Here is a 21393-nt window from a genome sequence, read left to right as displayed (position 1 = left end):
TAAATTGATGTATATCAGACCACGAAGACGCGTCTTTCGATAGCGAGTTTTAGATGCAGGAGAGAGGCAATGAAAGCTCTCAAGTTTGGTCCGGGCCTTACCCCGGTCTTCCCGTCGCCTCCGACCAGCGGGCAGGAACCAAAGAACGTGATCACTCAAGAGGCTGGGATACGGACACCGTCCGGCCAGTCGCTTCGGGTTAATCCGTTGGTGCGCGAAGGTGACACGGTTCGGCAGGGTGCAGCGGTCGCATGTCTGCGTGACGCACCACAGGTTCAGTTTGTCGCACCGATGCCCGGGCGTATCGCGCGCATTTCGCTTCAGCCGGGGCGTAAGCTGTCTGAGATTGTGATGTTTTACGAAGCGGGCGGCGAGGTGTTGCACCATGATTGCGCCGACGTGACAACGCAGGCAAACCTGCGCCGCCTCATGCAAGCAGCCGGTGTGTGGCCCTGGCTGCGTCGACGACCCTTTGGCGGCATGCCTTTGCCAGATGAACGCCCGACGGCGATTGTCGTTATGGCCACGGATACGCGACCCTTTGCCCCTGATCCGCGTCAAGCGCTGGAAGGGCGCGAAGAAGCTTTCGCCCGGGGTCTGCAGGCACTTACATTACTGTGCGACGGACCCGTCCTTGTTTGCCAAACATCTGGGCCAGCGCTGTTCGAACGCGGCCTTGGTGGTGGACGAGTGCATGCCATCGACGGCACAGCGCGCCATCCGCAAGGGTCCGCTGGCTTTCGAATTCACGCCCTTGCTCCAGCCACGATCGAAACCCCGGTCTGGGACGTTCATGCCGAAGACGTCGCTGCACTGGGGGATCTTCTTTTGACTGGCGCCTTGCCGATGTCTCGTCTGGTGCATGTCGCGGGTGGGGGGTTGCGAGAAAGCCGGTTGATCCGGACCCACCCCGGCGCCGATCTGCGCGAACTGACGCTTCGCGCTGCGGCCCCCGGTGCGCATGTTTTGATGTCGGGATCGCCGCTAGATGGTCACGAGACGCATTGGCTTGCTCCGCGACACAGGCAGGTTACGGTTCTGCCACGCGCACCAAAGGATACGCCACCGCACTGGCTCCTTTCTGCGCTTACCCGGTCGGGCCTACCCAAGCCGGTGATCCCGACAGCGGCTTTGACGCAGGCGTTTGGCGTCGCGTTACCGGCTGTTGCGTTGGTGCGTGCGCTAAGTTCGGGCGACGACGAATTGGCGATGAAGCTCGGCGCGTTATCCTTGCTCGAGGAGGACCTCGGGCTTGCTGATTATATCCTTGGAGGTGAAGCACATTTGGCCGAGTTGTTGCGCGGCATGTTGGATCGGGTTCATACGGAATATGGGTCATGATGAAAGGGCTTTGGGATCGTGAGACCACCGCGCTGATCATGCTGGCTGCGTATATGCCACTGGCGGTCTTTTGGCTTAGGTATGGTGGTGCGCAGGCGCTGGCTGGGCTTGGGCTTGTCGTCCTTTGTCTTGCCATCTGGAATTTGGTTTTCATGCTCGCGCGGGCGCAAGCCCCGTCGTTTGCCGCGCTGATCACTGCGCTGGCCATTGCTATGCTTGCGCCTGTGGATCTGGGTGCATTCCGACTGGTGCTTGGCGTCAGTTTTGGCGTGGTGATGGGCGAACTCGTTTTTGGTGGTTGGGGTCGGAATGTCGTCAACCCTGCGACGGTTGCGCTGTCTTTCCTTGGCTTTGGATTTCCTGGCTTTGCATGGCCGGGGTTTGATGATCCCGTGGTCTGGGCGGCCATTCCTGCGGTTCTGATTGGGGTCGCGACCGGGGTTATGCCTGCCGCAGTTATTGGCGGCGCACTCTTGCTGGGCGGCGGCGCGCTGATGCTTGGCATCCCTGTCGCAGCCGCGCTGCCTGCGGCGGGTATCGTTCTGGTCCTTCTAGTCTCTGATCCAGTGACGAGTGCCACAACAACCATCGGCCGATGGCTGAATGGCAGCCTCTACGCGGGCCTCGTGATCATGTTTGCAATCGGCTGGAACGGGGCTGCTCCGGTACAAATGGCCGTAGCGGCCGCGCTGTTAACTTCGTTGGCAGCGCCACTTTTGGATGAAGTTGCGATCGCACTCTGGATCGCGCAACGCAGGAGGCGTCATGGCCGGAATTGACTGGAACCCTTGGCGCCGTTTCCTGGCGTTGCCAAATGAAAGCCGCACCAAGACGATTATCATGGCTTTTCTTGTGTCTGCGGTGTGCGCCGTTTTGGTCAGTGGCGCAACGGTTATTCTAAGGCCGATCCAGACAGCAAACCGCGCGGCGGAAGAACAGGCGCGGATCAGCGATCTGGTGCGCGGCATTCCGGACATGTCCGCGCTACTTGAGACTTCAGGCGGCACGCTCTCAACCGTCGTGATCGACCTTGATATGGGCCGTGCTGCCGCGGACGTAACGCGCGAGACGCTTGAAGCCACGCTTGCCGACCCAACGAACTGGACGGTTCTGGATGCAGGTGCGGACCTAGCCGGGCTTGGCCAGAGGCCAAACTATGCACAGATTTTCCTGTTGCGAGATAACGACGGCATATCACTTGTTTTGTTGCCGGTGACGGGCCAAGGCTATGGTGGTCGGATTGACGCAATCCTTGCGATCCACGGTGACATGAACACGATTGCCGGCATTGCGGTTACCCAGCACTCTGAAACCCCTGGCCTGGGTGGCCGGATCGAGGACCGATCCTGGCAAGAGAGTTTTCCTGGCACTACGATCCGCGACGATAGCGGTGCGGTGCGGTTTAACGTGGCCCGCAGCGCAGCGACGACGGATTACGAGGTTGACGGTATTACCGGCGCGACACGTACTGGCAATGGCGTGACGCAGATGATGCGGTTCTGGTTGGGTCCGGATGGTTACGGCCCGCTGATTGACGCGATCCAGCGGCGGGAATTCTGACCCATGGCAGCGCGCACTCCTTTCTGGACCACGTTGACTGATCCGTTGATCCGGCAGAATCCGGTCACGCTCCAGATCCTCGGAATCTGTTCGGCACTTGCGGTGACCACGTCGCTGGCCACGGCTCTGACCATGTCGGTGTCTCTGACAGTCGTGTTGACGCTGGCGGCGGGTATTATCAGTGTGATCCGTCGGCACATACCCGATACGATCCGATTGATCGTCCAGATTGTGATTGTTGCCTCGCTGGTGATTGTGATCGACCAGATCCTGCAAGCCTATTTTTCCGAGATCAGCCGCGCCCTTTCGGTATATGTCGGGCTGATCACAACGAACTGTCTTGTCCTTGGCCGCACCGAAGCCTACGCGCGTTATCATGCGCCACTGCCATCTATGGTCGATGCATTTGGAAATGGGCTCGGGTATTCGCTGGTGCTGATTGTCATCGGCGCGATCCGCGAGCTTTTCGGCTGGGGGCAGTTGATGGGCATTCAGGTGCTGCCGCTGGCGGATGAAGGGGGATGGTTCACACCGCTCAGCCTGATGCTGCTGGCACCTTCCGCCTTTTTCCTTCTGGGTGGGGTGGTCTGGGCCGTGCGGTCGGTACAAACCGAACAGGTCGAGCCCCCTGACCACACCCCTCCCTCGCGACCGGAGCCTGCCGAATGAACGATGCTTGGTCCTTTTTCCTGTTTGCGGCGTTTGTCGACAACATGCCGTTGACGCTGTTTTTGGGGCTTTGCACCTTCCTTGCGCTGTCGCGCCGCACCGAAAGCGCGATCGGTCTGGGCATTGCAATGACGGGTGTCTTGGGGGTGACGGTGCCTTTGAACCACCTGATCTATAACGGGCTTCTTGCCCCCGGCGCTTGGGGGTGGGCGGGGCAACCAGACCTTGATCTATCGTATCTGGCGCTGATCGCCTTTATCGGTGTGATCGCGGCGACCGTGCAGCTATTGGAGATGCTACTTGATCGCTTCTTTCCAGCAATTCACGCTGCTTTCGGCGTCTTTCTACCGCTTTTGACCGTGCAATGTGCGATCCTTGCTGGAAGCCTTTTCATGGTCGAACGCAATTACACGCTTGGTGAGTCCGCCATCTTTGGCGTGGGCAGCGGCGTGGGATTTGCTGTGGCCGTGGTCATGCTCAGCGCGATCCGCGCACGCCTTTCTTATGCTGACCTTCCTGCAGGTCTAAGGGGGCTTGGGATCGCATTCATCCTGACGGGACTTATGTCACTGGGCTTTGCCTCATTTGCGCAAATGGCGGCAGCACAATGAACGAAATCGTCCTTGGCAGCATGATAATTTCCGCGCTTGTGGTCGCATTGGCGATCGGTCTTCTGGTCGCGCGGCGCAGGTTGGTTCCACATGGGGATCTTAATGTGACCGTGAACGGCGCGCTGCAGATAGCGGCGCGGCGCGGGAGCAAACTTTTGGGGGCTCTGCACGACGCGGACATACGTATTCCTGCCGCCTGCGGTGGATCTGGCACCTGCGGCCTGTGTCGTGTGACGGTCACAGGCGACGGGGCCGGGGAGCCACAAGCAACAGAACGCGGCGTTCTGTCTGCGAAAGAAAGGCGCGCCCATGTGCGTCTTGCCTGCCAAGCCACATTGCGCGGTGATTGTGATGTCAGCGTGCCCGACGACATCTTAAGCGCCGGGCGCGGTGTGGCCTGCACGGTCGCCTCAACCCGCATGCTCGCTCCGCTCATTCGCGAAATCGTGCTTGACCTGCCCGTCGATCAACCGACGAGTTTTCGCGCTGGAGATTTCATGCAAATTACCGCGCCGGCCTATCAGCTTGACTTCGCGACGTTGGATCTGGAGCCGCAATTTCAAGAGATATGGGAGATCAACAGCTGGGGCAGCTTGAAAGTTGCCTCCAACGCGGACGTCACGCGCGCCTATTCACTGGCCAGCCGACCCGAGGATGTGGGGCGCGCAGTCTTCAACATCCGTCTTGCCGTGCCACCCGCCGGACGCGAGGCAGAGGTTCCGCCGGGCATCGTGTCGTCATGGCTGTTTTCGCTCAAACTTGGCGATATCGTCAATGTGTCCGGCCCGTTCGGGGACTTCCACATTCAGCCCACCAATCGCGAAATGGTCTTCATCGGCGGCGGCGTGGGAATGGCACCGCTGCGCGCTATGATCCATCAAGAGCTCGGGCGCGGCACAACGCGACGCATTCGCTATTTCTATGGTGCGCGCACCGCTGCCGATTTGTTCTATTCAGACGAGTTCGAAGCGCTGTCGGCGGAACACGCGAACTTCAGTTGGACGCCAGCCTTGTCCGACCCGGCACCCGGTGATCGATGGACCGGCGCGACGGGTTTCATTCATGAGATGCTCAGGGCGGAAATGAGCACACATACCGCGCCCGAGGATTGCGAGTATTACCTGTGCGGTCCGCCAGTGATGATTTCGGCTGTGCTTGGCACGCTGGAACGATTGGGTGTTGAGCCACGCTCGATTTTCTTTGATGACTTTGGAGGCTAGGACATGAACGACCACATCTTGCGTCCCACGCGTCGGCACGCCCTTGGCATGATCGGCGCAGCGCTTGTGTCGCCGCGGGCGGCGCATGCCGATGCCCTTGGAGGTATTTCTGGGGCGGCCTTTGGCACCACTTGGCGGTTGATCGGTGAGTCGCGCACAGACCTTGAACACATGCGACCAGACATCGAAGCGCTGTTCACGGCAATCGACCGACAGATGTCTCCGTGGCGCAAGGACAGCGAGATCAGCCAGTTCAATAAGATGATCGCGGGCTGGTATCCAGCGGATCCCGAGTTGATCCATCTGACAAAAAAAGCGCTGGAACTTGCGAGGGCAAGTAAAGGCGCGTTTGACCCTACGGTTGGCCCCTTGGTTTCACAGTGGGGATTTGGCCCAATTGAAGGAGGCCGCACACCGGATTGGCGCGGGTTGTCGCTGAGTGCAGGCCGTATCGGTAAGACGCGCGACGATCTCACGCTTGATTTATGCGGAATTGCCAAAGGCCGCGCGCTAGACCGCGCCGTCGGTCTGATAAGGGATGCGGGCCTTGACAACGTCTTGTTCGATTTAGGCGGCGAGCTTAAGGCGCTGGGACGACACCCGTCTGGGCGACCGTGGCACGTCGGGGTGCAGCACCCATTGGTTGACCAAGCCGCTCCAGCCACGTTGTTACTGACGGACGAATGGGCGGTGGCAACGTCGGGGGTTCGCTCGCAAAGTTATGAACTGGCACAGCGTACCTATGGGCATATCATTAACCCCGCAACGGGCGCGCCCGCCGATGAGGGGCTGTTGTCGGTTACAGTTATGGGCAATGATGCGATGACCGCCGATGGCTGGGCAACAGCGCTTTTTGCGGCAGGCTTGGCGAAAGGTCGCGCACTTGCGCACAAGCACGGCGTTTCTGCACTTTTCCTGGTGCGTAATGGAACAAGCTTCCGGTCGGTCAAAACCGGCTTGATCGAAACGATGATTCTTTAAGCAAAGGTCACTTGTCATGGAAATCTTGATCGCCGTTGTCATCTTTACTCTTGCTGCTGCCGGCCTTGGGCTGGGTCTTACTTTCGGGCGCGGACCAGTGCGCACCAGCTGTGGGGCGGCGGCTGGTTTGCGCGAAGGACGCTGTGCGGATTGTCCTTTGCGTCGCCACGCGGAAGCTGCGGAGGCGGGACAATGAGCGAGCACCGGGTTGCATCTATCATGTGTCGCGACATCCCGACCCTTGCGCCTGACACACCCATCCGCCGCGCGATCGCAATTCTTCTCGACGCGGAGGCTTCGGTTGCTCCTGTTATTGGCGAAGACGGCGAGCTGGTGGGAGTATTGACTCAGAAGGACTGCTTTCGCCCTGCCTTGCACGCAAGTTACCATCAGGAATGGACGGGACAGGTGGCCGACCAGATGTCACGCGAAGTCGTCAGCGTAGATGTCAGCGATGACGTGATCCGCATCGCTGAGATGTTTTTGGCCCACCCACACCGCGCCTTTCCGGTCATGGAAGGGGCCAAGGTTGTCGGGCTGGTGCGCCGGTCCGATGTTCTCTCGCTTTTGCTGCGCGTCGGGTGAACTTGAAAGTCGCAGCGCTTAAGTCGCTTTTTCGGCGCGGTGTCCAAATTGAAGCGCGTGCTGAGCGTCCTACTCGCACAGAGCAGTAGGCTCGGTGTAGATCTTTTTAGAAGTGCTCGCCTAAGCCTATGCTGGACAGAACTTGAAATGTGTCTTCGCTTGAAACACAGCGTCGCGATCCAGCGCAACCTGCTGTGACCAGCTCTGATTTGGCGCATCTATCCATCGGTGGGGTTCAAGTGCCACGCCAGCGCGCGGGCTATATCTGCGACCCTCCAATCCAAAGTTGCGAATGTTCAAATGGGATCCGTCGTAAACTTGCAGGCCGGGCTCGGATGTGAAGATTTCCATTCTACAACCCGGAGCCAAAAGTTCGGCCGCAAAACCCAGCGATCTGACCTGTTCTGACAGACAGAAATGGTGATCTAGCTTTTGTGGGATGGCCTGCTCTGTTCTCAGATCGAGATTTAGATTCGCCGCTGGTACAGGTGGACCGGTGGGCAGGCCATTCTTTACTGGGACAACCCGAGAAGCTGCGACACGCATCCTGTGATGTTTGAGGTCGGAGCCGCCGTCGAGGTTGAAATAGATATGTGGCGCAGGGTTGCAGACTGTCGGGGCGTCTGTTTTGCCCGTCAGTTCGACGATAAGCGCCGCGTCTTCCAGCCGGTATGTCGAGGTCAGTTCAAGTCGTCCCGGAAACCCCATATGTCCGTCAGGCAGCACATCACCAAGCGTCACATGGGTGGGGCCGTGGTCGAGTAAGGCCCAGTTTCGGTGGCTGCTCCCGTCCCGCCCGCCATGCAGTGTTGTTGTGCCGTTTTCGTTCTGATCAAGCTCGTGAACAGTGCCATTCACCGAGATTTTCCCACCAGAAATCCGATTGGCAACACGACCAACTATCACGCCGAGATAGGATGGGTTCTTTAGGTAATCGAGCGGGTTTTGATAGCCCAGTATCAGCGGGCTGGCATGACCCTCAAGGCGTAGGTCCTGAAGGGCAGCGCCAAAGCTCAGGACCGTGGCTGTCAATTGGTCCGAGCGCAACGTGATCGCATACAGTGGGCTTCCGTCAGGCAGCGTCGCCACCTTGCGGCAGCTCACAAGGTGCGCCGTAGGACACCAGCCGGGGGCAATTTGCCTGCAGGTGTTTCGACCGGGTGTACTGTGTGATTGAACCAGAATTCTTCGGTCGCGGTGCGTCGGGTGCGCACACCTTCGGGCATCTGCCGCACTTCAAGGTTGCTCAGTCCTGCCAATGCGCCGACAAGTCGGTCCAGCCCGTCCGCATCAAGCCACGCGGCGCAATAACTTTGGGCAGGATCCCCCACCAAAATGGCGGCCCCCTCTTTTGTGGCCAGCAAGGCCGGCGCATCTGTTTCCAGCTCTTCCAGATACCCCGTTGCTGCGCCGCCGCCCTTCAGGTCGACGGGCATGTCCGGTCGCAAGCTTTCAACGCGTGCGACCGTGACCTCCAACCCGTCAATGGCCGGAGGCAGCGGCGAAGGGATCGCGAAATTCTTGTCTCGGGCACCGGTGCGGGGACCATAAAGCACATGCCCCTTAGCTTGTGCCAAGGCGCTGCGAAGACCGTTGGGAAGGTGCATCAATCCCGGTGCGAGCACGAGCTTGTAGCCTGCGAAATCCGTGCGTGACGCGGGCACGATATCTACTGACAGGCCAGCACGCCTGAGCGCCTTGTAATGGTCAAAGACCAACCCGAAATAGCTTAGTCCCGCGCCATGGGGTTGGGTGGCCCATGCCCAGTCGGCGGCGTAGTCGAAGACCAGCGCAACAGGGGCTTGTGTTGGCGCAACTTCGGGCGCGTGCGCGAGTTCGCGATGGACTTCGCGCGCTTCGTGCATGGCGTGGGCGTCTTTGCCATCTGGCCGCAACATGCCCGCGTGCATCTGTTCTTGTGCAAACGGCGCTTGCCGCCAGCGGAAATAGCACACGGCTTCGGCGCCATGGGCGAAAGCCTCCCACGTCCAAAGACGGACCATACCGGGCAAGGGCGCGGGGTTGTAGGGCGCCCAGTTTACCGGTCCCGGTTGCTGTTCCATCACCCACCAGCGGTCACGCCCGACAGCACGGTATAGGTCGTGATGAAACGCCTGAAAATCAGGATCTCCCTGGCGGGCATAGGCGCGTTGGTGGGCGTCATCCGCACCCACGCGATCTTCCAAGAACCCCAGCGGATAGCTGTCCCATGTGGCGATATCCAAATCCGCACCAACAGCGAAATGGTCGAAATCCGTGATCCGCCCCATGTAGTTGTGGGAGACCGGCGCATCTGAGTGCGCCCTGATTTCATCGACCTGTACCCGATTGAACAAAACCACCATGTCCGAACTGTAGCGGCGGAAGTCTTGCGCATGGGCGGGGTTGGGCTCGGTGACGGTCAGGTTGGGCAGATCAACGTCATCAAATTTGCCGTATTCCATTGACCAGAAAACATTCCCCCAAGCCCGGTTCAGCGCATCCACCGATTGATAGCGCTGGGCAAGCCAATCGCGAAAACCAGCCCGCGCCGCGTCGGAGTACGACAGGGTCGTATCATGACAGCCATATTCATTGTCGGTCTGCCACGCGCCGACAAATTTATTTCTGCCATACCGATCGGCCATCAACCGGGTGATGCGGCGGCTTTCTTCACGATACCCCGCATGGCTGAAGCAATAGTGACGACGCGACCCGAATTTTCGCGGGCGCCCTTCCGCATCGACGGCCAACATGTCGGGATGGCGGTCGATCATCCAGCGCGGAGGCGTCGCGGTTGGCGTGCCAAGAACCACCTGAAGCCCGGCATTGCCAAGCACGTCGATGGCGCGGTCCAGCCAGTCCCAGTGCAGATCACCGGGCGTTGGTTCCAGCTTCGACCAAGAAAACTCGCCAATCCGCACCCATGTCAGACCTGCCTCGGCCATGCGTCGGGCGTCGTCTTCCCACATCTCTTCTGGCCAGTGTTCCGGGTAATAGCAGGTGCCAAGTGTACGTTTCATATCAGTCTCAGAGAAGCACCCTGTGCTCGGGTTGGCCAGTTACGGTTGTGTCGATGGCGAAGGTTTTACCTGCCATGGCGTCCCCGGTCAGCCCATCTGCTGCCGTGGTCACGAAAAGAGTGCTCAGGTCCGAGCCGCCAAAGCAAGGGCACGAGGCTTGGAGCGTCGGCACAGAATGGGTTCTGATCAATTGGCCGTCTGGATAATAACCGGCCACCCGCGCGGCCCCCCATTGGGCGTTCCAGAAATTGCCATCCTGATCAACAACCGCACCGTCCGCGCCAAAACTTTTACCGCGCAAATCCAGGAACAATTTGGGTGCGCCTTTGGGCCACCCTTCAGCGTCCAGCGTTTGTTGCAGTACCCGGCCGTCTTTGGTGTCGGTAAAGTAGGCAGTGCTTCCGTCGGGACTGAAGCATATCGCGTTTGAAATGGTGATCTTGTCGAAAAGCTTCCGAAGTTCGCCGCGATAGAAGCGGTAGATCGCGCCTGCGCCAGGTTCAGCATTGTATCCCATTGTGCCGATCCAGAACCCCCCATTGGGGTCTGCCCGCCCGTCGTTTGAACGGGTGACTGGATTGTCAGCCTCGAGGTCCACCAATTTCTTGCGCGTTCCAGTTTCGATGTCGAATTGCCAAAGCGCCGAGGCACTGGCCATGATCAGGGTGTCATGATCGACCCAGCCCGCCGCCGAAACACATTCGTCAAACGTCCAGAGCTGTTCTTCGTCATCAACCCGCGTGAGAAGACGTTTCCCAAGGATGTCGAACCAAAAGAACTGACCGCGGGTGGGATGCCAGAACGCACCTTCACCGAGCGTGCAGACCGTGTCGGAAAAGATCCGCGTGGTCATAAGAAAACAGCGTCATAGGCCATGACGATCTCGGCGGCCAGATCGGTGATGTTGTCAGCCGAACTGCCCGGCTTATAGATATTCGATCCCATACCAAATCCGGCGATTCCAGCCGACTGCCAATCAGCAAAATCAGCCGGACCAACACCGCCGACCGCATAGCATTTTGTGCCCTCGGGCAAAACTGTGCGAATGGCTTTGAAGCCATCAAGGCCAAGCTTGAACGCCGGGAAAAATTTCAGACCATCAGCACCGGCGCGCAGCGCAGAGAATGCTTCGGTCGGGGTCAGAACGCCCGGGTATGAAGACATGCCGTGTGACTTGGTGGCGGCGATCACCTCGGGATTGGCGTCGGGCGACACCACCATATCCGCTCCGATCGACGCCAACCGTTTGACCGATGTTACATCCAGCACCGTTCCCGCGCCAATCTCGGCCCGGTCGCCGGCGTGTTTGACCATGCGTTCGATGCTGTCAAAGGGGTCAGGTGAGTTTAGGGGTACCTCGATTTTGGTGATGCCGGCGTTGATCAAAGCATCAGCGATCGGTAGGGCTTCGTCGGGTTGGATGCCACGTAGAATGGCGATGATTTCGCGCGTCATGCCAGTGCTTTCTTCAAGCTGTTATAGGCTGCTACCAAGCCAGCCAAAGTTGCGTTCTCGGCTTCCACCACCCGCACCGCCGCGCCCTGCGCAGCCAGCGCGGTTTCATAAGCCCGCGCCACGGTATCTTCGCCTAGAATGACCACCTGCTGACCCAACCAGTAGGGTTTGGCGGCGGCAAGTTCTGCGCCGATTAAAAGGGCAGAAAGCCGTGTTCGGGCGGCCTCGGCTGAAAGGTTTTCAAGCAGGCCTTCGGCGCGCAGCGAAAACAGTTTTGCGGCAAGATCGGCCGGGCGCGACATGGTGTCGGCAAGGGCAGCATCAAAGGCGCTTTGGTCCCACCCGTCCGTATTGACCGAGTGGCGCAGCACCGACCGCGTGCTGATCAGATCGAATAATTCACCTGTCATGAACGTGCGGAAACTGACGATCTCACCCGCACTGATATGGACCCATTTGTTATGTGTGCCGGGCAGGCACAGGACGCCGTCATAGTCAGGTTCACCAGACAGAAAGCCGGCGATCTGGGTTTCTTCGCCGCGCATGACGTCAGCGGGGCTGGATTGCTTAACGCCCGGAAGGATAAAAACTTCCATGGCAGGAACTGAAAGATGCGTTGCGTCCGCCACCCCCGGCGGCGCACAGGGCACGGCAACATAAGGGGCTTCCGCCCAACCCTGACGTGACCCGGCCATACCGCAGACCAAGACGGGCAACGGCGTGTCGGTCAGTTTGTCCTGCAGCAGCGCGTGTAACGTTGGTTCAAAAGCATCACGGGCAAGACCGCCCATGCCCTTGTCACTCTCGCGGCGTTCGAGCACCTTGCCTGCAGCCGACATCAACCACACCCGCAGATGTGTTGTGCCCCAATCGACTGCAATCCAGTCTGGCTTCGCACCCAAATCCATCATCCTGTCACCACGACACCGCCATCCACGACCAAAGCTTGCCCAGTGATCATCCGGCTAGAGGTTGAGGCGAGGAAGAGCGTTGACGAGACGATGTCCTCGGGGACCAAATGTTCTTTCAGACACTGACGTTCCAGATGAGCCGTTAGCGCATCGGGTTCAGCCCACATGTCCAGTTGCTTCTGCGTCAACACCCAGCCCGGCGCGAGCGCATTCACGCGGATTTTGTCGGGGCCGAACTCACGTGCCAGCGACCGGGTCATTCCATTGATCCCGCTGTTTGCCGTCGTATAGGCCGGGTAACCAGTGTTGCCCATCATGTAGCTGATCGACGTGAAATTGATGATCGACCCGCCACCCGCCGTCCGCATGCCGTCCATCACCGCCTGACAGGCAAAGAAATAGGCTTTCAGATTGATGGCCTGCGCCCAGTCCCAGAATTCCTCTGTCACCTCTTCGGTGCTGTGGCGTTGGTCGTTGGCGGCATTGTTAACCAGCGTTGTGATCGGGCCGTTGATCTTGGCACTGTCTGCGATCGCTGCTTTCAGCGCGGCGATATCGGTGATGTCGCATTGGATGAAGTGCGGGCGGTGACCTGTCTCGGCCTCCATTTTGGCGACAAACTCGGACGCATCCGAGCGCCCCACGAAAGCGACCTTAGCACCCTGGCGCAGGAATCCCTCGGTCAGCGCAGCACCGATGCCCGAACCGCCGCCGGTGATAAAGACCGACGCGTCGGCAAGGTCATGGAAGGTTGCGTTGCTCATCAATGGCTCTCTCGGGTCACGGGGCGGGTATCCTTGCCCACAAGGAAATCAAGATCCGCGCCTTTGTCGGCTTGCAGGACGTGATCGACATAAAGTTTGGCATAGCCGCGCGAGTAATGGGGGTCGGGGGGGGTCCATGCCGCCCGCCGCTTGTCCAACTCAGCGACATCAACCAGCAGTTCCAGAACCCCGGTCGAGGCGGACAGCTTGATGCGGTCCCCCGTTTTCACCAGCGCCAAGGGGCCGCCTGCGGTGGCTTCGGGTGCGACGTGCAGAACGACTGTGCCGAAGGCCGTGCCGGACATGCGGGCATCCGACACGCGCACGATGTCACGCACGCCTTTCTTCACAAGCTTGGCGGGCACGGGCATGTCGCCCACCTCGGGCATACCAGGATATCCTTTTGGTCCGCAGTTTTTCAGCACCAGAATAGTGTTCTCATCTACCGGCAAATCATCTCGGTCAATATTGGCTTTCAGCTCTTCGATGCTTTCAAAAACATGTGCCGCGCCTTCATGTTCCAGCAGATGATTTGAGGCCGCCGAGGGTTTCACGATGGCGCCGTTCGGCGCAAGATTACCGCGCAGGACACGCAGGCCAGCGGCGGGTTTGCGTGGTTCGTCATAGGCATAAATCACGTCGCGGTTATAGCACTCGGCGTCGTCATAGTAATGCGCGATGTCTTTGCCCATGACCGTGTTGGCCGCGCGCAGCTTGTGCGCGATTTCCTTCAGCACCACCGGAACGCCACCGGCGTAACAAAAATCTTCCATCAGGTATTTTCCCGACGGCATGCAGTTCACCAGCAGCGGGATTTCTCCACCGATCTCGAAATCATCCATGGACAAACCAATACCGACGCGACCGGCCAGCGCCAAAAGGTGCACGACGGCGTTGGTTGACCCGCCCAGCGCCGCGTTGGTCAGGATGGCGTTTTCAAAGCTTTCCTTGGTCAACACCTCCGATAGCTTCAGATCCTCTTCGACCATTTCGACGATCCGTTTCCCGGTCATGTGCGCCAAGGCCATGCGGCGGGCATCGACGGCGGGCAACGAGCCGTTCATCGGAAGGGAAAGACCCATCGCCTCGGACAGCGAAGACATGGTCGAGGCGGTGCCCATCGTCATGCACACGCCTTTGGACCGCGACATTCCGGACTCGGTCGCCATGAAATCTTTCAGGCTCATGTCGCCCGCTTTTACGTCCATTGCGAACTTGCGAACATCGGTGCCAGAGCCCAAGTCGCGGCCTTTCCACTTGCCGTTCAGCATCGGACCTGCGGACAAGACGATTGACGGTAGATCGACCGAAGCCGCACCCATCAACTGCCCCGGCGTCGTCTTATCGCAGCCGCCCAGCAGCACAACGCCGTCCATGCCATAGGCGCGAATGCTTTCTTCGACATCCATCGCCAGCAGGTTGCGAAACAGCATGGCGGTGGGCTTCATCTGGGTCTCGCCCAGTGACATGACAGGAAATTCGACAGGGAAGCCGCCAGCTTCCCACACGCCGCGCTTCACGCCTTCAGCCAGTTCTCGCAGGCCTGAATTGCAGGGCGTCAACTCGGACCATGTGTTGCAAATGCCGATCACCGGGCGTCCATCAAAGGCATGATCCGGAAAGCCTTGGTTCTTCATCCATGACCTGCGGATAAACCCGTCCTTGTCGAGCATCCCATACCAGCCCCGGTTGCGTCTTTCCTTGGTCATGCTGCTTTCCTATTCCGCGCCCATTCGGGGATCCAATCACCATGGGCTGCCAGAAGGTCGCTGACAAGCGACCGGATCTGGCGCAGGTCAAGTTCTGCGGCTGTGTGTGGGTCCATCATAGCGGCGTGATAAAGGTGCTCAGGTTCTTCGTTCAGAAGGGCGCGCACCGTCAGCTCCTGCACATTGATCTGGCTACGCATCAGCGCGACAAGCTGGGGAGGAATATCTGTAACCACGCTGGGCTGCACACCGTTCATGTCCACCAAGCAGGGCGTTTCCACAGCAGCGCCAAGGGGCAGTTGCGGGATCTGACCAGTGTTCGGCAGGTTGCCGTAAGCGGTGTAGGGTTGGCCTGTCACCATCGCGTTCATCATCTCGGCCGCAAATTCGTGGCTCTTGGGCACGTCGATCGCCGCCGCTGTCTTGAGCGCCACCGCCTGGTCCTTCCAGTCTGCCTGCTGTTCGACACAGCGTTTTGGATACTCATCCAGCGGGATACCAAATTCTGCGATCAGGTCATCGCGACCCTCCTTGATGAACCACGGCACATATTCCGCCAGATGCTCGGAGCTTTCGGTGCAAAAATAGCCCAGATGTTCCATCACCTCGTACCGCACCTTGTTGCCGCAGCGGGGCATGAGGAGGGGCGGTTTGGGGAGCGCGCCCGAGCGATAACCATTACGCAGAGCCGGGTAGAGGCTGTTACCCTGCGCGTCCTCCAGTCGCAGGAAGAAGGCCACGTGGTTCACACCTGCGACCTTATAGCGGATGTCGCTTTGAGCCATGTCTAGATCATGCGCAAGTTCCTGTACGGTGTTCTGCACCGAGTGGCACAGACCAACCTGTTTGATATGCGGGAACCGTTCGGCCAGCGCCCATGTGTTGATCGCCATTGGGTTCACATATTGCATGAGCAGCGCGTCGGGGCAGACGGCCTCCATATCGCGCGCGACAGACCACAGATGCGGCACCGTGCGCAGGCCCCGCATGATGCCGCCAACGCCCAGAGTGTCGGCAATGGTCTGGCGCAACCCGTATTGTTTGGGCAGCTCGAAATCGGTGATTGTGCAGGGATCATAGCCGCCGATCTGAAAGGCGGTGACGACGAAATCCGCGCCTTCGAGCGCGCGGCGCTGATCGGTATAGGTTTCGACCTTGGCACCTGTGCCCATCGTGGCGATCATCTTTTTCGCCACCAATTCGCTTTCCGCCAGACGAGTGGTGTCGATGTCCATCAGTGCAATCGTGGCGTCTTTCAGCGCCTCAAAATGCAGCATGTCGCCGACGATATTCTTCATGAAAATCGTCGACCCAGCACCAATAAAGGTGAGCTTGGTCATTTAACAGCTCCGAGAGTTAGACCTGCGATAAAGTGGCGTTGCATTGCAAAGAACATCATGACCGGCGGCAAGGCGGCGACGATACTGCCCGCGCTCATCAAGTGATACTGTGCCACGAATTGAGAGTTGAAGGACGTAATGCCCGCTGTGACCGGCTGTGCGTCAGGGCCTTGCGTCAAAACGATCGCCCAGAAATAATCGTTCCAGATGAAGGTAAAGATCAAGACGGCCAAGGCCGCAATCGCGGGCTTCATCAAAGGCAACACCACATACCAGAAGATCTTCCATTCGGCGATGCCCTCGACACGGGCCGCCTCGATCAATTCAAAGGGCAGGGCGCGGATGAAGTTGCGCATAAACAGCGTGCAAAACCCGGTTTGAAACGCGATGTGAAACAGAACCAATCCCAGCTTGGTGTCGTAAAGACCGGCAGACACTGTCAGATCCCGCACCGGGACCATCAGGATCTGGAACGGCACGAAGTTGCCCGCGATAAACATGAAGAAGATCAGCAGATTGCCGCGGAAGCGATAGATGCCAAGCGCAAAGCCTGTCATGCAAGACAAGGCCACAGCGCCGATCACCGTCGGGACAGTTATGAGGACCGAGTTCCACATATAGCGTGGCATATCAGATTCCAGAAACACCTTGCCGTAGTTGGTGAAGAATTCGAACGACGAGGGCATGCCCCAGTAATTGCCGTTGGTGAAATCCGTCAGCGGGCGGATCGAGAACATTGCAACGGCGATCAGCGGTAGAAGCCACATGATCAGAACAATCGGGACCAGCGCCTGATAGGTGACCTGCGCACCGCGCGAGCGTTTTTCGATGGGGGTTGGGAACATCTGTCTTACCTCCGCGCAGCTTTTTCGTCGCGATACATGGACCACAGGAAGTAGCCGATGAAAACAAGCATGATCAGGAACAGGACAACCGCGATGGCCGAGCCATAGCCCATTCGAAAGCCGTATTCTGACAGGGCTTTCTCGAACATGTAAAAGCTGAGCACGCGTGTTGATCCAAACGGCCCGCCATTGGTCATCACCGAGATCAGGTCGAATGAACGCAGCGCACCGATGATGGTCACCACGAACGCAATAAAGGTCGCAGGCTTCAGTTGCGGCAGGATCACGTGCCACAGCATGCGCCAGCCTTTGGCGCCGTCCAGACGCCCGGCCTCGATCTGTTCAGGGTCCACAGCATTCAGGCCCGTCAGATAAAGGATCATGCAATACGCGGTCTGCGGCCAGAGGCCCGCCGCAATAATGCCGTATGTGGCCAGCGTCGGGTCACCCAGCACGTTGATTGTATCAAACCCAAAAAAGCTGAGCACAGCGTTCAGCAAACCTTCACGGGGCAGATAGAACCACGAAAAAACGAGGCCAACGACCACTTGGCTGAGTACGAAGGGGAAGAAAAACAGTGATTTGTATAGCCGAATGCCTGGAATCGTCTGATTTAGGAACAATGCGATGAACAACCCAGCCGGGATTGCCAGCAGATACAGGGCCAGCCATTTGACGTTGTTCCACAGCGAGATTTCGAACGCGCGGTCAGTCACCAGTTCCTGATAGTTGCCAAGGCCGATATAGGTCGCCTCGCCCAGACCATCCCATTCATAGAGCGATATGTTGAAGCTCTGCAAAATCGGGAAGATCACATAGACCGTAAAGAACAACACGCCCGGAAGCAGGAACAGCAACGGTGTCAGGGTCATCCGATTGCGCCGGACCCAGTTCATATCGTGAGTGGCAGTGGTCATATCGCTCCTCCCGTGGACACGTCATGGGAAAACCCGTGTGAGCTTGCCAATAGCGTGCGTGTTGCCGTTTGGGGCAGGTGCCCCGCGCAATAACGCGGGGCACCTTGTGAGTGGTTTATTTGTAGATTCGCTGGCGCGCGCTTTCCAAGCGGCCAAGGATGTCTTCCAGATTGTCCGGGAACACCATGAACTCTTGCAAGCCTTCCATGCCGACAGATGCCATTTCGGCCGGGAAGTCGCGGTCGAAGAACTGGGCAATACCGCCAGTTGCGTTGTTCGACAACATTTCAAAGCCCTGCTTGATGAACTCGTCGTCCGCAACCGAAGCCGATGCGTTCACTGGCAACTGGCCCAGACCATCAGGTCCGTTGATTTTCGATTGTACGTCGGGTGACGTCACATACTGCAGGAAGGCACGCGCCGCCGCTTTGTTCGGGGCGTTCGAGGCGATGTGGAACGTGTCGGTTGGGGCGTCTTCACCCATCGGCACGTCCGCAATCTTAGGGAACTGGTAGAAGTCGATTTGATCATCCGTCAGACCCGCTTCGCGCAGGTGAGGCACAACAAAATTCCCCATCAGATAAGCCGTCGCTTCGCCGTTCACGAAGAAGGGCAGAGCTTCCTGCCAGCTATAGGTCTGGTGGTCGTCAATGAACGCACCCATGTCGATCAGCTTGCGCCAGTTGGCAAACGTCGCGCGCACTTCGTCTGATGTCCATTCCGCCTGACCAGTGGCCAGCTTCATGTGGAAGTCAAAACCGTTGGTGCGCATGTTCATATAATCGAACCAGCCGCCGGCGGTCCAAAGGAACTTCGACCCGATAGTGTAACACTTCCGGCCCGAATCGACGATCTTCTGGCAGTTGGCGATTTCTTCGTCGAAGGTTGCAGGCTCGGTCAGGCCCAGCTCATTGAAGATGTCTTCGCGGTAATAGATGCCCCACTGATAGTAGGTGTAAGGCACGCCATATTGCTTACCGTCGATGGTCATTGCGCCTTTGACGCTGTCCAATCCGGGCAGGTCGCCGCCGTCCCACATGTCGGTGATATCTTCGAACAAACCTGCGTTCACATAGGGCGCCATGCGGTTGGCCGCATACCAGTTGAAGACGTCGGGCGGGTTTGCCGTAAGTGCATTGCGAATTTGGCTTTTCCAGGCTTCGCGGTCGACGACTTCCAGTTCGACAGTCAAGCCGGGATGCATGGCATCAAAGTCGGCAGCAAGGCCTTCCATGATTGCGCGCGGGGCAGGGTTCGACATGTCCGACATAATGCGGAGCGTGCCGGACAAGTCTTCGGCCGTGGCACTTGTCGCCAGTCCAGCCGTGATGGCAACCGTCGCAACGGCCGCTTTCGTTGATTTCAGCATGAGTATCCTCCCAAGGTTTTCAGCTGTTTTTAGGTTTCATATATTGAAACTAATTTTCAACTGTTGAAACTATGCGAAATCTTGGTTACACATGTCAACAGTTTCCTTGGAGGACAGGAAGCGGGAGGAGAGAGTGATGGGTTCGATGGAGACGCCCCCGGACGCAGCTGGCGGCACAGTCGGAAAAGCGTTGCATGTGCTGGACATGGTTGCTGAGAAGATGCGGCCGGTGCGGTTCAACGATTTGCTTGACGGGTCGCCCTATCCCAAGGCCACACTTTATCGGTTGCTCCAAACCCTCACGGCGCAGGGAATGCTGAGTTATGATGACGAACGACAGACATATGCACCGGGAATGCGCCTTGTGCGACTGGCTCATGCCGCTTGGCGACAAAGCTCCCTTGCACCGGTTGCCCGCCCATTCCTAGACAGTCTGTCGCGCGAAGTTGGTGAGACAATTCACCTTGCACAGATAGACCGCGGACAGGTCCTTTATGTGGACAAGCGAAACGCGGCTTCGCCGGTCGAGATGTTTTCGCAGGCTGGCAAAGTTGGCCCCGGTTACTGCACTGGCGTTGGCAAGGCCATGATGGCGTTTCTAAAGCCAGCCGAGCTTGAAGAGGCCATCAAGAATCAGTCCTTTTACAAACACACCGATCACACCCTGACGAACGCCGACGCATTACGTGCCGAGCTGACGCAGATCCATGAAGATGGCATCGCTTTTGACCGCGAAGAACATGAGGCTGGCATCATCTGCATTGCCGCACCAATCTTGACGTCCAATGAACGCGTCATAGGCGCGCTGTCGATCACCACCACCAAACAGAAATTCTCGCTGGAGGGGCTGGACGCATTGCGTCCTGTGCTTCTGACCACCGCAACCGAAATCGCTCAGGCTGCCGAAAACTGGCAGTTCCCCAGATCGTAAACAGGAGAGTTCACCATGTCTGGCGTGACGCTCACGAATGCTATCAAGAAGTACGGTGACGTACAGGTCATCCACGATATTGATCTGCAAATCGAAAACGGAGAATTCTGCGTATTTGTCGGCCCGTCAGGCTGCGGTAAGTCCACGTTGTTGCGAATGATCGCAGGGTTGGAAGAAACCACAAGCGGTGAAATCCGTATCGGCGATCGCGACGTGACACATGTCGACGCATCCGAACGTGGCGTGGCCATGGTGTTCCAGACTTACGCGTTGTACCCGCATATGTCGGTCGAAGAAAACATGGGGTTTGGCCTGAAGATGAACGGCCACCCGAAGGCTGAAATTCAGAAGAAAGTGGGGGAAGCCAGCCGTATTCTGAAGCTTGATGATTATCTCAGCCGCAAACCCAAAGCTCTTTCGGGCGGTCAGCGGCAGCGGGTCGCAATTGGCCGTGCCATCGTGCGCGGGCCCGAGGTGTTTTTGTTTGATGAACCTCTCTCAAACCTTGATGCCGAGTTGCGAGTGGACATGCGTGTGGAAATTGCCCGCCTCCACAAAGAGATCGGCGCAACCATGATCTATGTGACCCACGATCAGGTTGAGGCAATGACCCTTGCCGACAAGATCGTCGTGCTGCGCGCGGGTCTGATCGAACAGGTCGGCAGCCCCCTGCAGCTTTACAACGACCCCAGCAACAAATTTGTCGCGGGCTTCATCGGCTCCCCGGCCATGAACTTTCTTGAGGGCGTAGTTCGTGGTGGCAATGTGGTGCTTCCATCGCTTGTGGATCGCGAAGTTCAGACAAGTGTTTCCCTTCCGGCGGAGGGTGAAAAAATCCTTGTTGGCGTGCGCCCACAGCATCTGACAATCAGCGCAGGTGAGGGCGGGACCACGTTGGACCTGCGTGAACACCTCGGCGGCGTGTCTTATGATTATCTGATTGCGAGCGATGGCGAGAAAATCATCGTCGAGAACCGCGAAGAGGACAATTTGCCGGAAGGCAGCGCGGTTATTGTCGGATTTGATGACGCAAACTGTATGTTCTTCGACGCAAAGACCGAAGCACGGCTGCGGTAGCGGACCCGGCTTGCGCCACCGATGACGCCACAGCAAGTGTGGTAGGGTTCTCTTCATGGCTTAGCACACGTCGCTTCGTGTTCGAGGGCGCGACGTTGAGGCGCTA

The 21393-nt window shown here is 58.3% G+C and carries 22 protein-coding genes; 11 read left to right on the top strand and 11 right to left on the bottom strand.

Features of this window, described 5'->3' with window-relative positions; translation table 11 throughout:
• Positions 1 to 69 precede the first annotated feature (69 nt).
• From K3556_RS15465 to K3556_RS15425, 9 genes are read left to right on the top strand one after another with little or no spacing between them, the layout of a single operon-like run.
• The gene (locus K3556_RS15465; RefSeq protein WP_260517649.1) at positions 70 to 1341 is read left to right on the top strand and encodes a Na(+)-translocating NADH-quinone reductase subunit A; all 1272 of its coding nucleotides are present in this window, start codon (positions 70 to 72) and stop codon (positions 1339 to 1341) included.
• The gene (locus tag K3556_RS15460; RefSeq protein WP_260517648.1) at positions 1338 to 2120 is read left to right on the top strand and encodes an RnfABCDGE type electron transport complex subunit D; all 783 of its coding nucleotides are present in this window, start codon (positions 1338 to 1340) and stop codon (positions 2118 to 2120) included. The genes K3556_RS15465 and K3556_RS15460 overlap by 4 nt, the downstream gene beginning before the upstream one ends.
• The gene (locus tag K3556_RS15455; RefSeq protein WP_260517647.1) at positions 2107 to 2901 is read left to right on the top strand and encodes an FMN-binding protein; all 795 of its coding nucleotides are present in this window, start codon (positions 2107 to 2109) and stop codon (positions 2899 to 2901) included. The genes K3556_RS15460 and K3556_RS15455 overlap by 14 nt, the downstream gene beginning before the upstream one ends.
• A 3-nt stretch (positions 2902 to 2904) precedes the next feature.
• Positions 2905 to 3570 carry an NADH:ubiquinone reductase (Na(+)-transporting) subunit D gene (locus K3556_RS15450; protein WP_260517646.1) on the top strand — a complete coding sequence of 222 codons (666 nt, stop codon included), beginning with the start codon at positions 2905 to 2907 and terminating at the stop codon, positions 3568 to 3570.
• Positions 3567 to 4181, top strand: a complete 615-nt coding sequence (gene nqrE / locus K3556_RS15445) for an NADH:ubiquinone reductase (Na(+)-transporting) subunit E (RefSeq protein WP_260517645.1) — start codon at positions 3567 to 3569, stop codon at positions 4179 to 4181. The genes K3556_RS15450 and nqrE overlap by 4 nt, the downstream gene beginning before the upstream one ends.
• Positions 4178 to 5401, top strand: a complete 1224-nt coding sequence (gene nqrF, locus K3556_RS15440; protein WP_260517644.1) for an NADH:ubiquinone reductase (Na(+)-transporting) subunit F — start codon at positions 4178 to 4180, stop codon at positions 5399 to 5401. The genes nqrE and nqrF overlap by 4 nt, the downstream gene beginning before the upstream one ends.
• Before the next feature lie 3 nt (positions 5402 to 5404).
• Positions 5405 to 6382 (top strand): FAD:protein FMN transferase, encoded by a 978-nt coding sequence (locus K3556_RS15435; protein WP_260517643.1) that lies wholly within the window; start codon positions 5405 to 5407, stop codon positions 6380 to 6382.
• A 16-nt stretch (positions 6383 to 6398) separates the two neighbouring features.
• Positions 6399 to 6578, top strand: coding sequence for a hypothetical protein (locus tag K3556_RS15430; protein WP_260517642.1), 180 nt, complete (start codon positions 6399 to 6401; stop codon positions 6576 to 6578).
• A complete protein-coding gene (locus K3556_RS15425) occupies positions 6575 to 6967 on the top strand; it encodes a CBS domain-containing protein (protein ID WP_260517641.1) in 393 nt (130 codons plus the stop codon). Before K3556_RS15430 ends, K3556_RS15425 begins: the two co-directional genes overlap by 4 nt.
• 126 nt (positions 6968 to 7093) lie before the next feature.
• On the opposite strand, the gene K3556_RS15420 is transcribed toward K3556_RS15425, so the two are convergent.
• From K3556_RS15420 to K3556_RS15370, 11 genes are all read right to left on the bottom strand, one after another.
• Complete coding sequence (locus K3556_RS15420) at positions 7094 to 8071, bottom strand: aldose epimerase family protein (RefSeq protein ID WP_260517640.1); 978 nt, start codon at positions 8069 to 8071, stop codon at positions 7094 to 7096.
• Positions 8068 to 9969: a beta-galactosidase gene (locus K3556_RS15415; RefSeq protein WP_260517639.1), complete on the bottom strand. Its 1902-nt coding sequence runs from the start codon at positions 9967 to 9969 to the stop codon at positions 8068 to 8070. Before K3556_RS15415 ends, K3556_RS15420 begins: the two co-directional genes overlap by 4 nt.
• Before the next feature lie 7 nt (positions 9970 to 9976).
• Positions 9977 to 10822: an SMP-30/gluconolactonase/LRE family protein gene (locus K3556_RS15410; protein ID WP_260517638.1), complete on the bottom strand. Its 846-nt coding sequence runs from the start codon at positions 10820 to 10822 to the stop codon at positions 9977 to 9979.
• A complete protein-coding gene (locus K3556_RS15405; RefSeq protein WP_260517637.1) occupies positions 10819 to 11424 on the bottom strand; it encodes a 2-dehydro-3-deoxy-6-phosphogalactonate aldolase in 606 nt (201 codons plus the stop codon). Before K3556_RS15405 ends, K3556_RS15410 begins: the two co-directional genes overlap by 4 nt.
• Positions 11421 to 12335, bottom strand: a complete 915-nt coding sequence (locus tag K3556_RS15400) for a 2-dehydro-3-deoxygalactonokinase (protein WP_409557758.1) — start codon at positions 12333 to 12335, stop codon at positions 11421 to 11423. Before K3556_RS15400 ends, K3556_RS15405 begins: the two co-directional genes overlap by 4 nt.
• Positions 12332 to 13099 (bottom strand): SDR family NAD(P)-dependent oxidoreductase, encoded by a 768-nt coding sequence (locus tag K3556_RS15395; protein ID WP_260517635.1) that lies wholly within the window; start codon positions 13097 to 13099, stop codon positions 12332 to 12334. The genes K3556_RS15400 and K3556_RS15395 overlap by 4 nt, the downstream gene beginning before the upstream one ends.
• Positions 13099 to 14808, bottom strand: a complete 1710-nt coding sequence (locus K3556_RS15390) for an IlvD/Edd family dehydratase (protein WP_260517634.1) — start codon at positions 14806 to 14808, stop codon at positions 13099 to 13101. The genes K3556_RS15395 and K3556_RS15390 overlap by 1 nt, the downstream gene beginning before the upstream one ends.
• On the bottom strand, positions 14805 to 16148 hold the full coding sequence (locus K3556_RS15385) for an alpha-glucosidase/alpha-galactosidase (protein WP_260517633.1): 1344 nt from the start codon (positions 16146 to 16148) through the stop codon (positions 14805 to 14807). The genes K3556_RS15390 and K3556_RS15385 overlap by 4 nt, the downstream gene beginning before the upstream one ends.
• Positions 16145 to 16993, bottom strand: coding sequence for a carbohydrate ABC transporter permease (locus tag K3556_RS15380; protein ID WP_260517632.1), 849 nt, complete (start codon positions 16991 to 16993; stop codon positions 16145 to 16147). The genes K3556_RS15385 and K3556_RS15380 overlap by 4 nt, the downstream gene beginning before the upstream one ends.
• A 5-nt stretch (positions 16994 to 16998) precedes the next feature.
• Positions 16999 to 17910, bottom strand: coding sequence for a carbohydrate ABC transporter permease (locus tag K3556_RS15375; protein WP_260517631.1), 912 nt, complete (start codon positions 17908 to 17910; stop codon positions 16999 to 17001).
• Positions 17911 to 18025: 115 nt separating this feature from the next.
• Entirely contained in the window at positions 18026 to 19279 is a 1254-nt protein-coding gene (locus K3556_RS15370; RefSeq protein ID WP_260517630.1) for an ABC transporter substrate-binding protein, read from the bottom strand.
• Positions 19280 to 19415: 136 nt separating this feature from the next.
• On the opposite strand from K3556_RS15370, the gene K3556_RS15365 reads away from it, so the two are divergent.
• Positions 19416 to 20210 (top strand): IclR family transcriptional regulator, encoded by a 795-nt coding sequence (locus K3556_RS15365; RefSeq protein ID WP_260517629.1) that lies wholly within the window; start codon positions 19416 to 19418, stop codon positions 20208 to 20210.
• A gap of 15 nt (positions 20211 to 20225) precedes the next feature.
• Positions 20226 to 21287 (top strand): ABC transporter ATP-binding protein, encoded by a 1062-nt coding sequence (locus tag K3556_RS15360; RefSeq protein ID WP_260517628.1) that lies wholly within the window; start codon positions 20226 to 20228, stop codon positions 21285 to 21287.
• The last annotated feature ends 106 nt before the right edge of the window (positions 21288 to 21393 follow it).

The organism is Aliiroseovarius sp. M344 (assembly GCF_025140835.1).
Classification (GTDB): Bacteria; Pseudomonadota; Alphaproteobacteria; order Rhodobacterales; family Rhodobacteraceae; genus Aliiroseovarius.
This window is presented reverse-complemented; position numbering and strand designations above follow the sequence as displayed.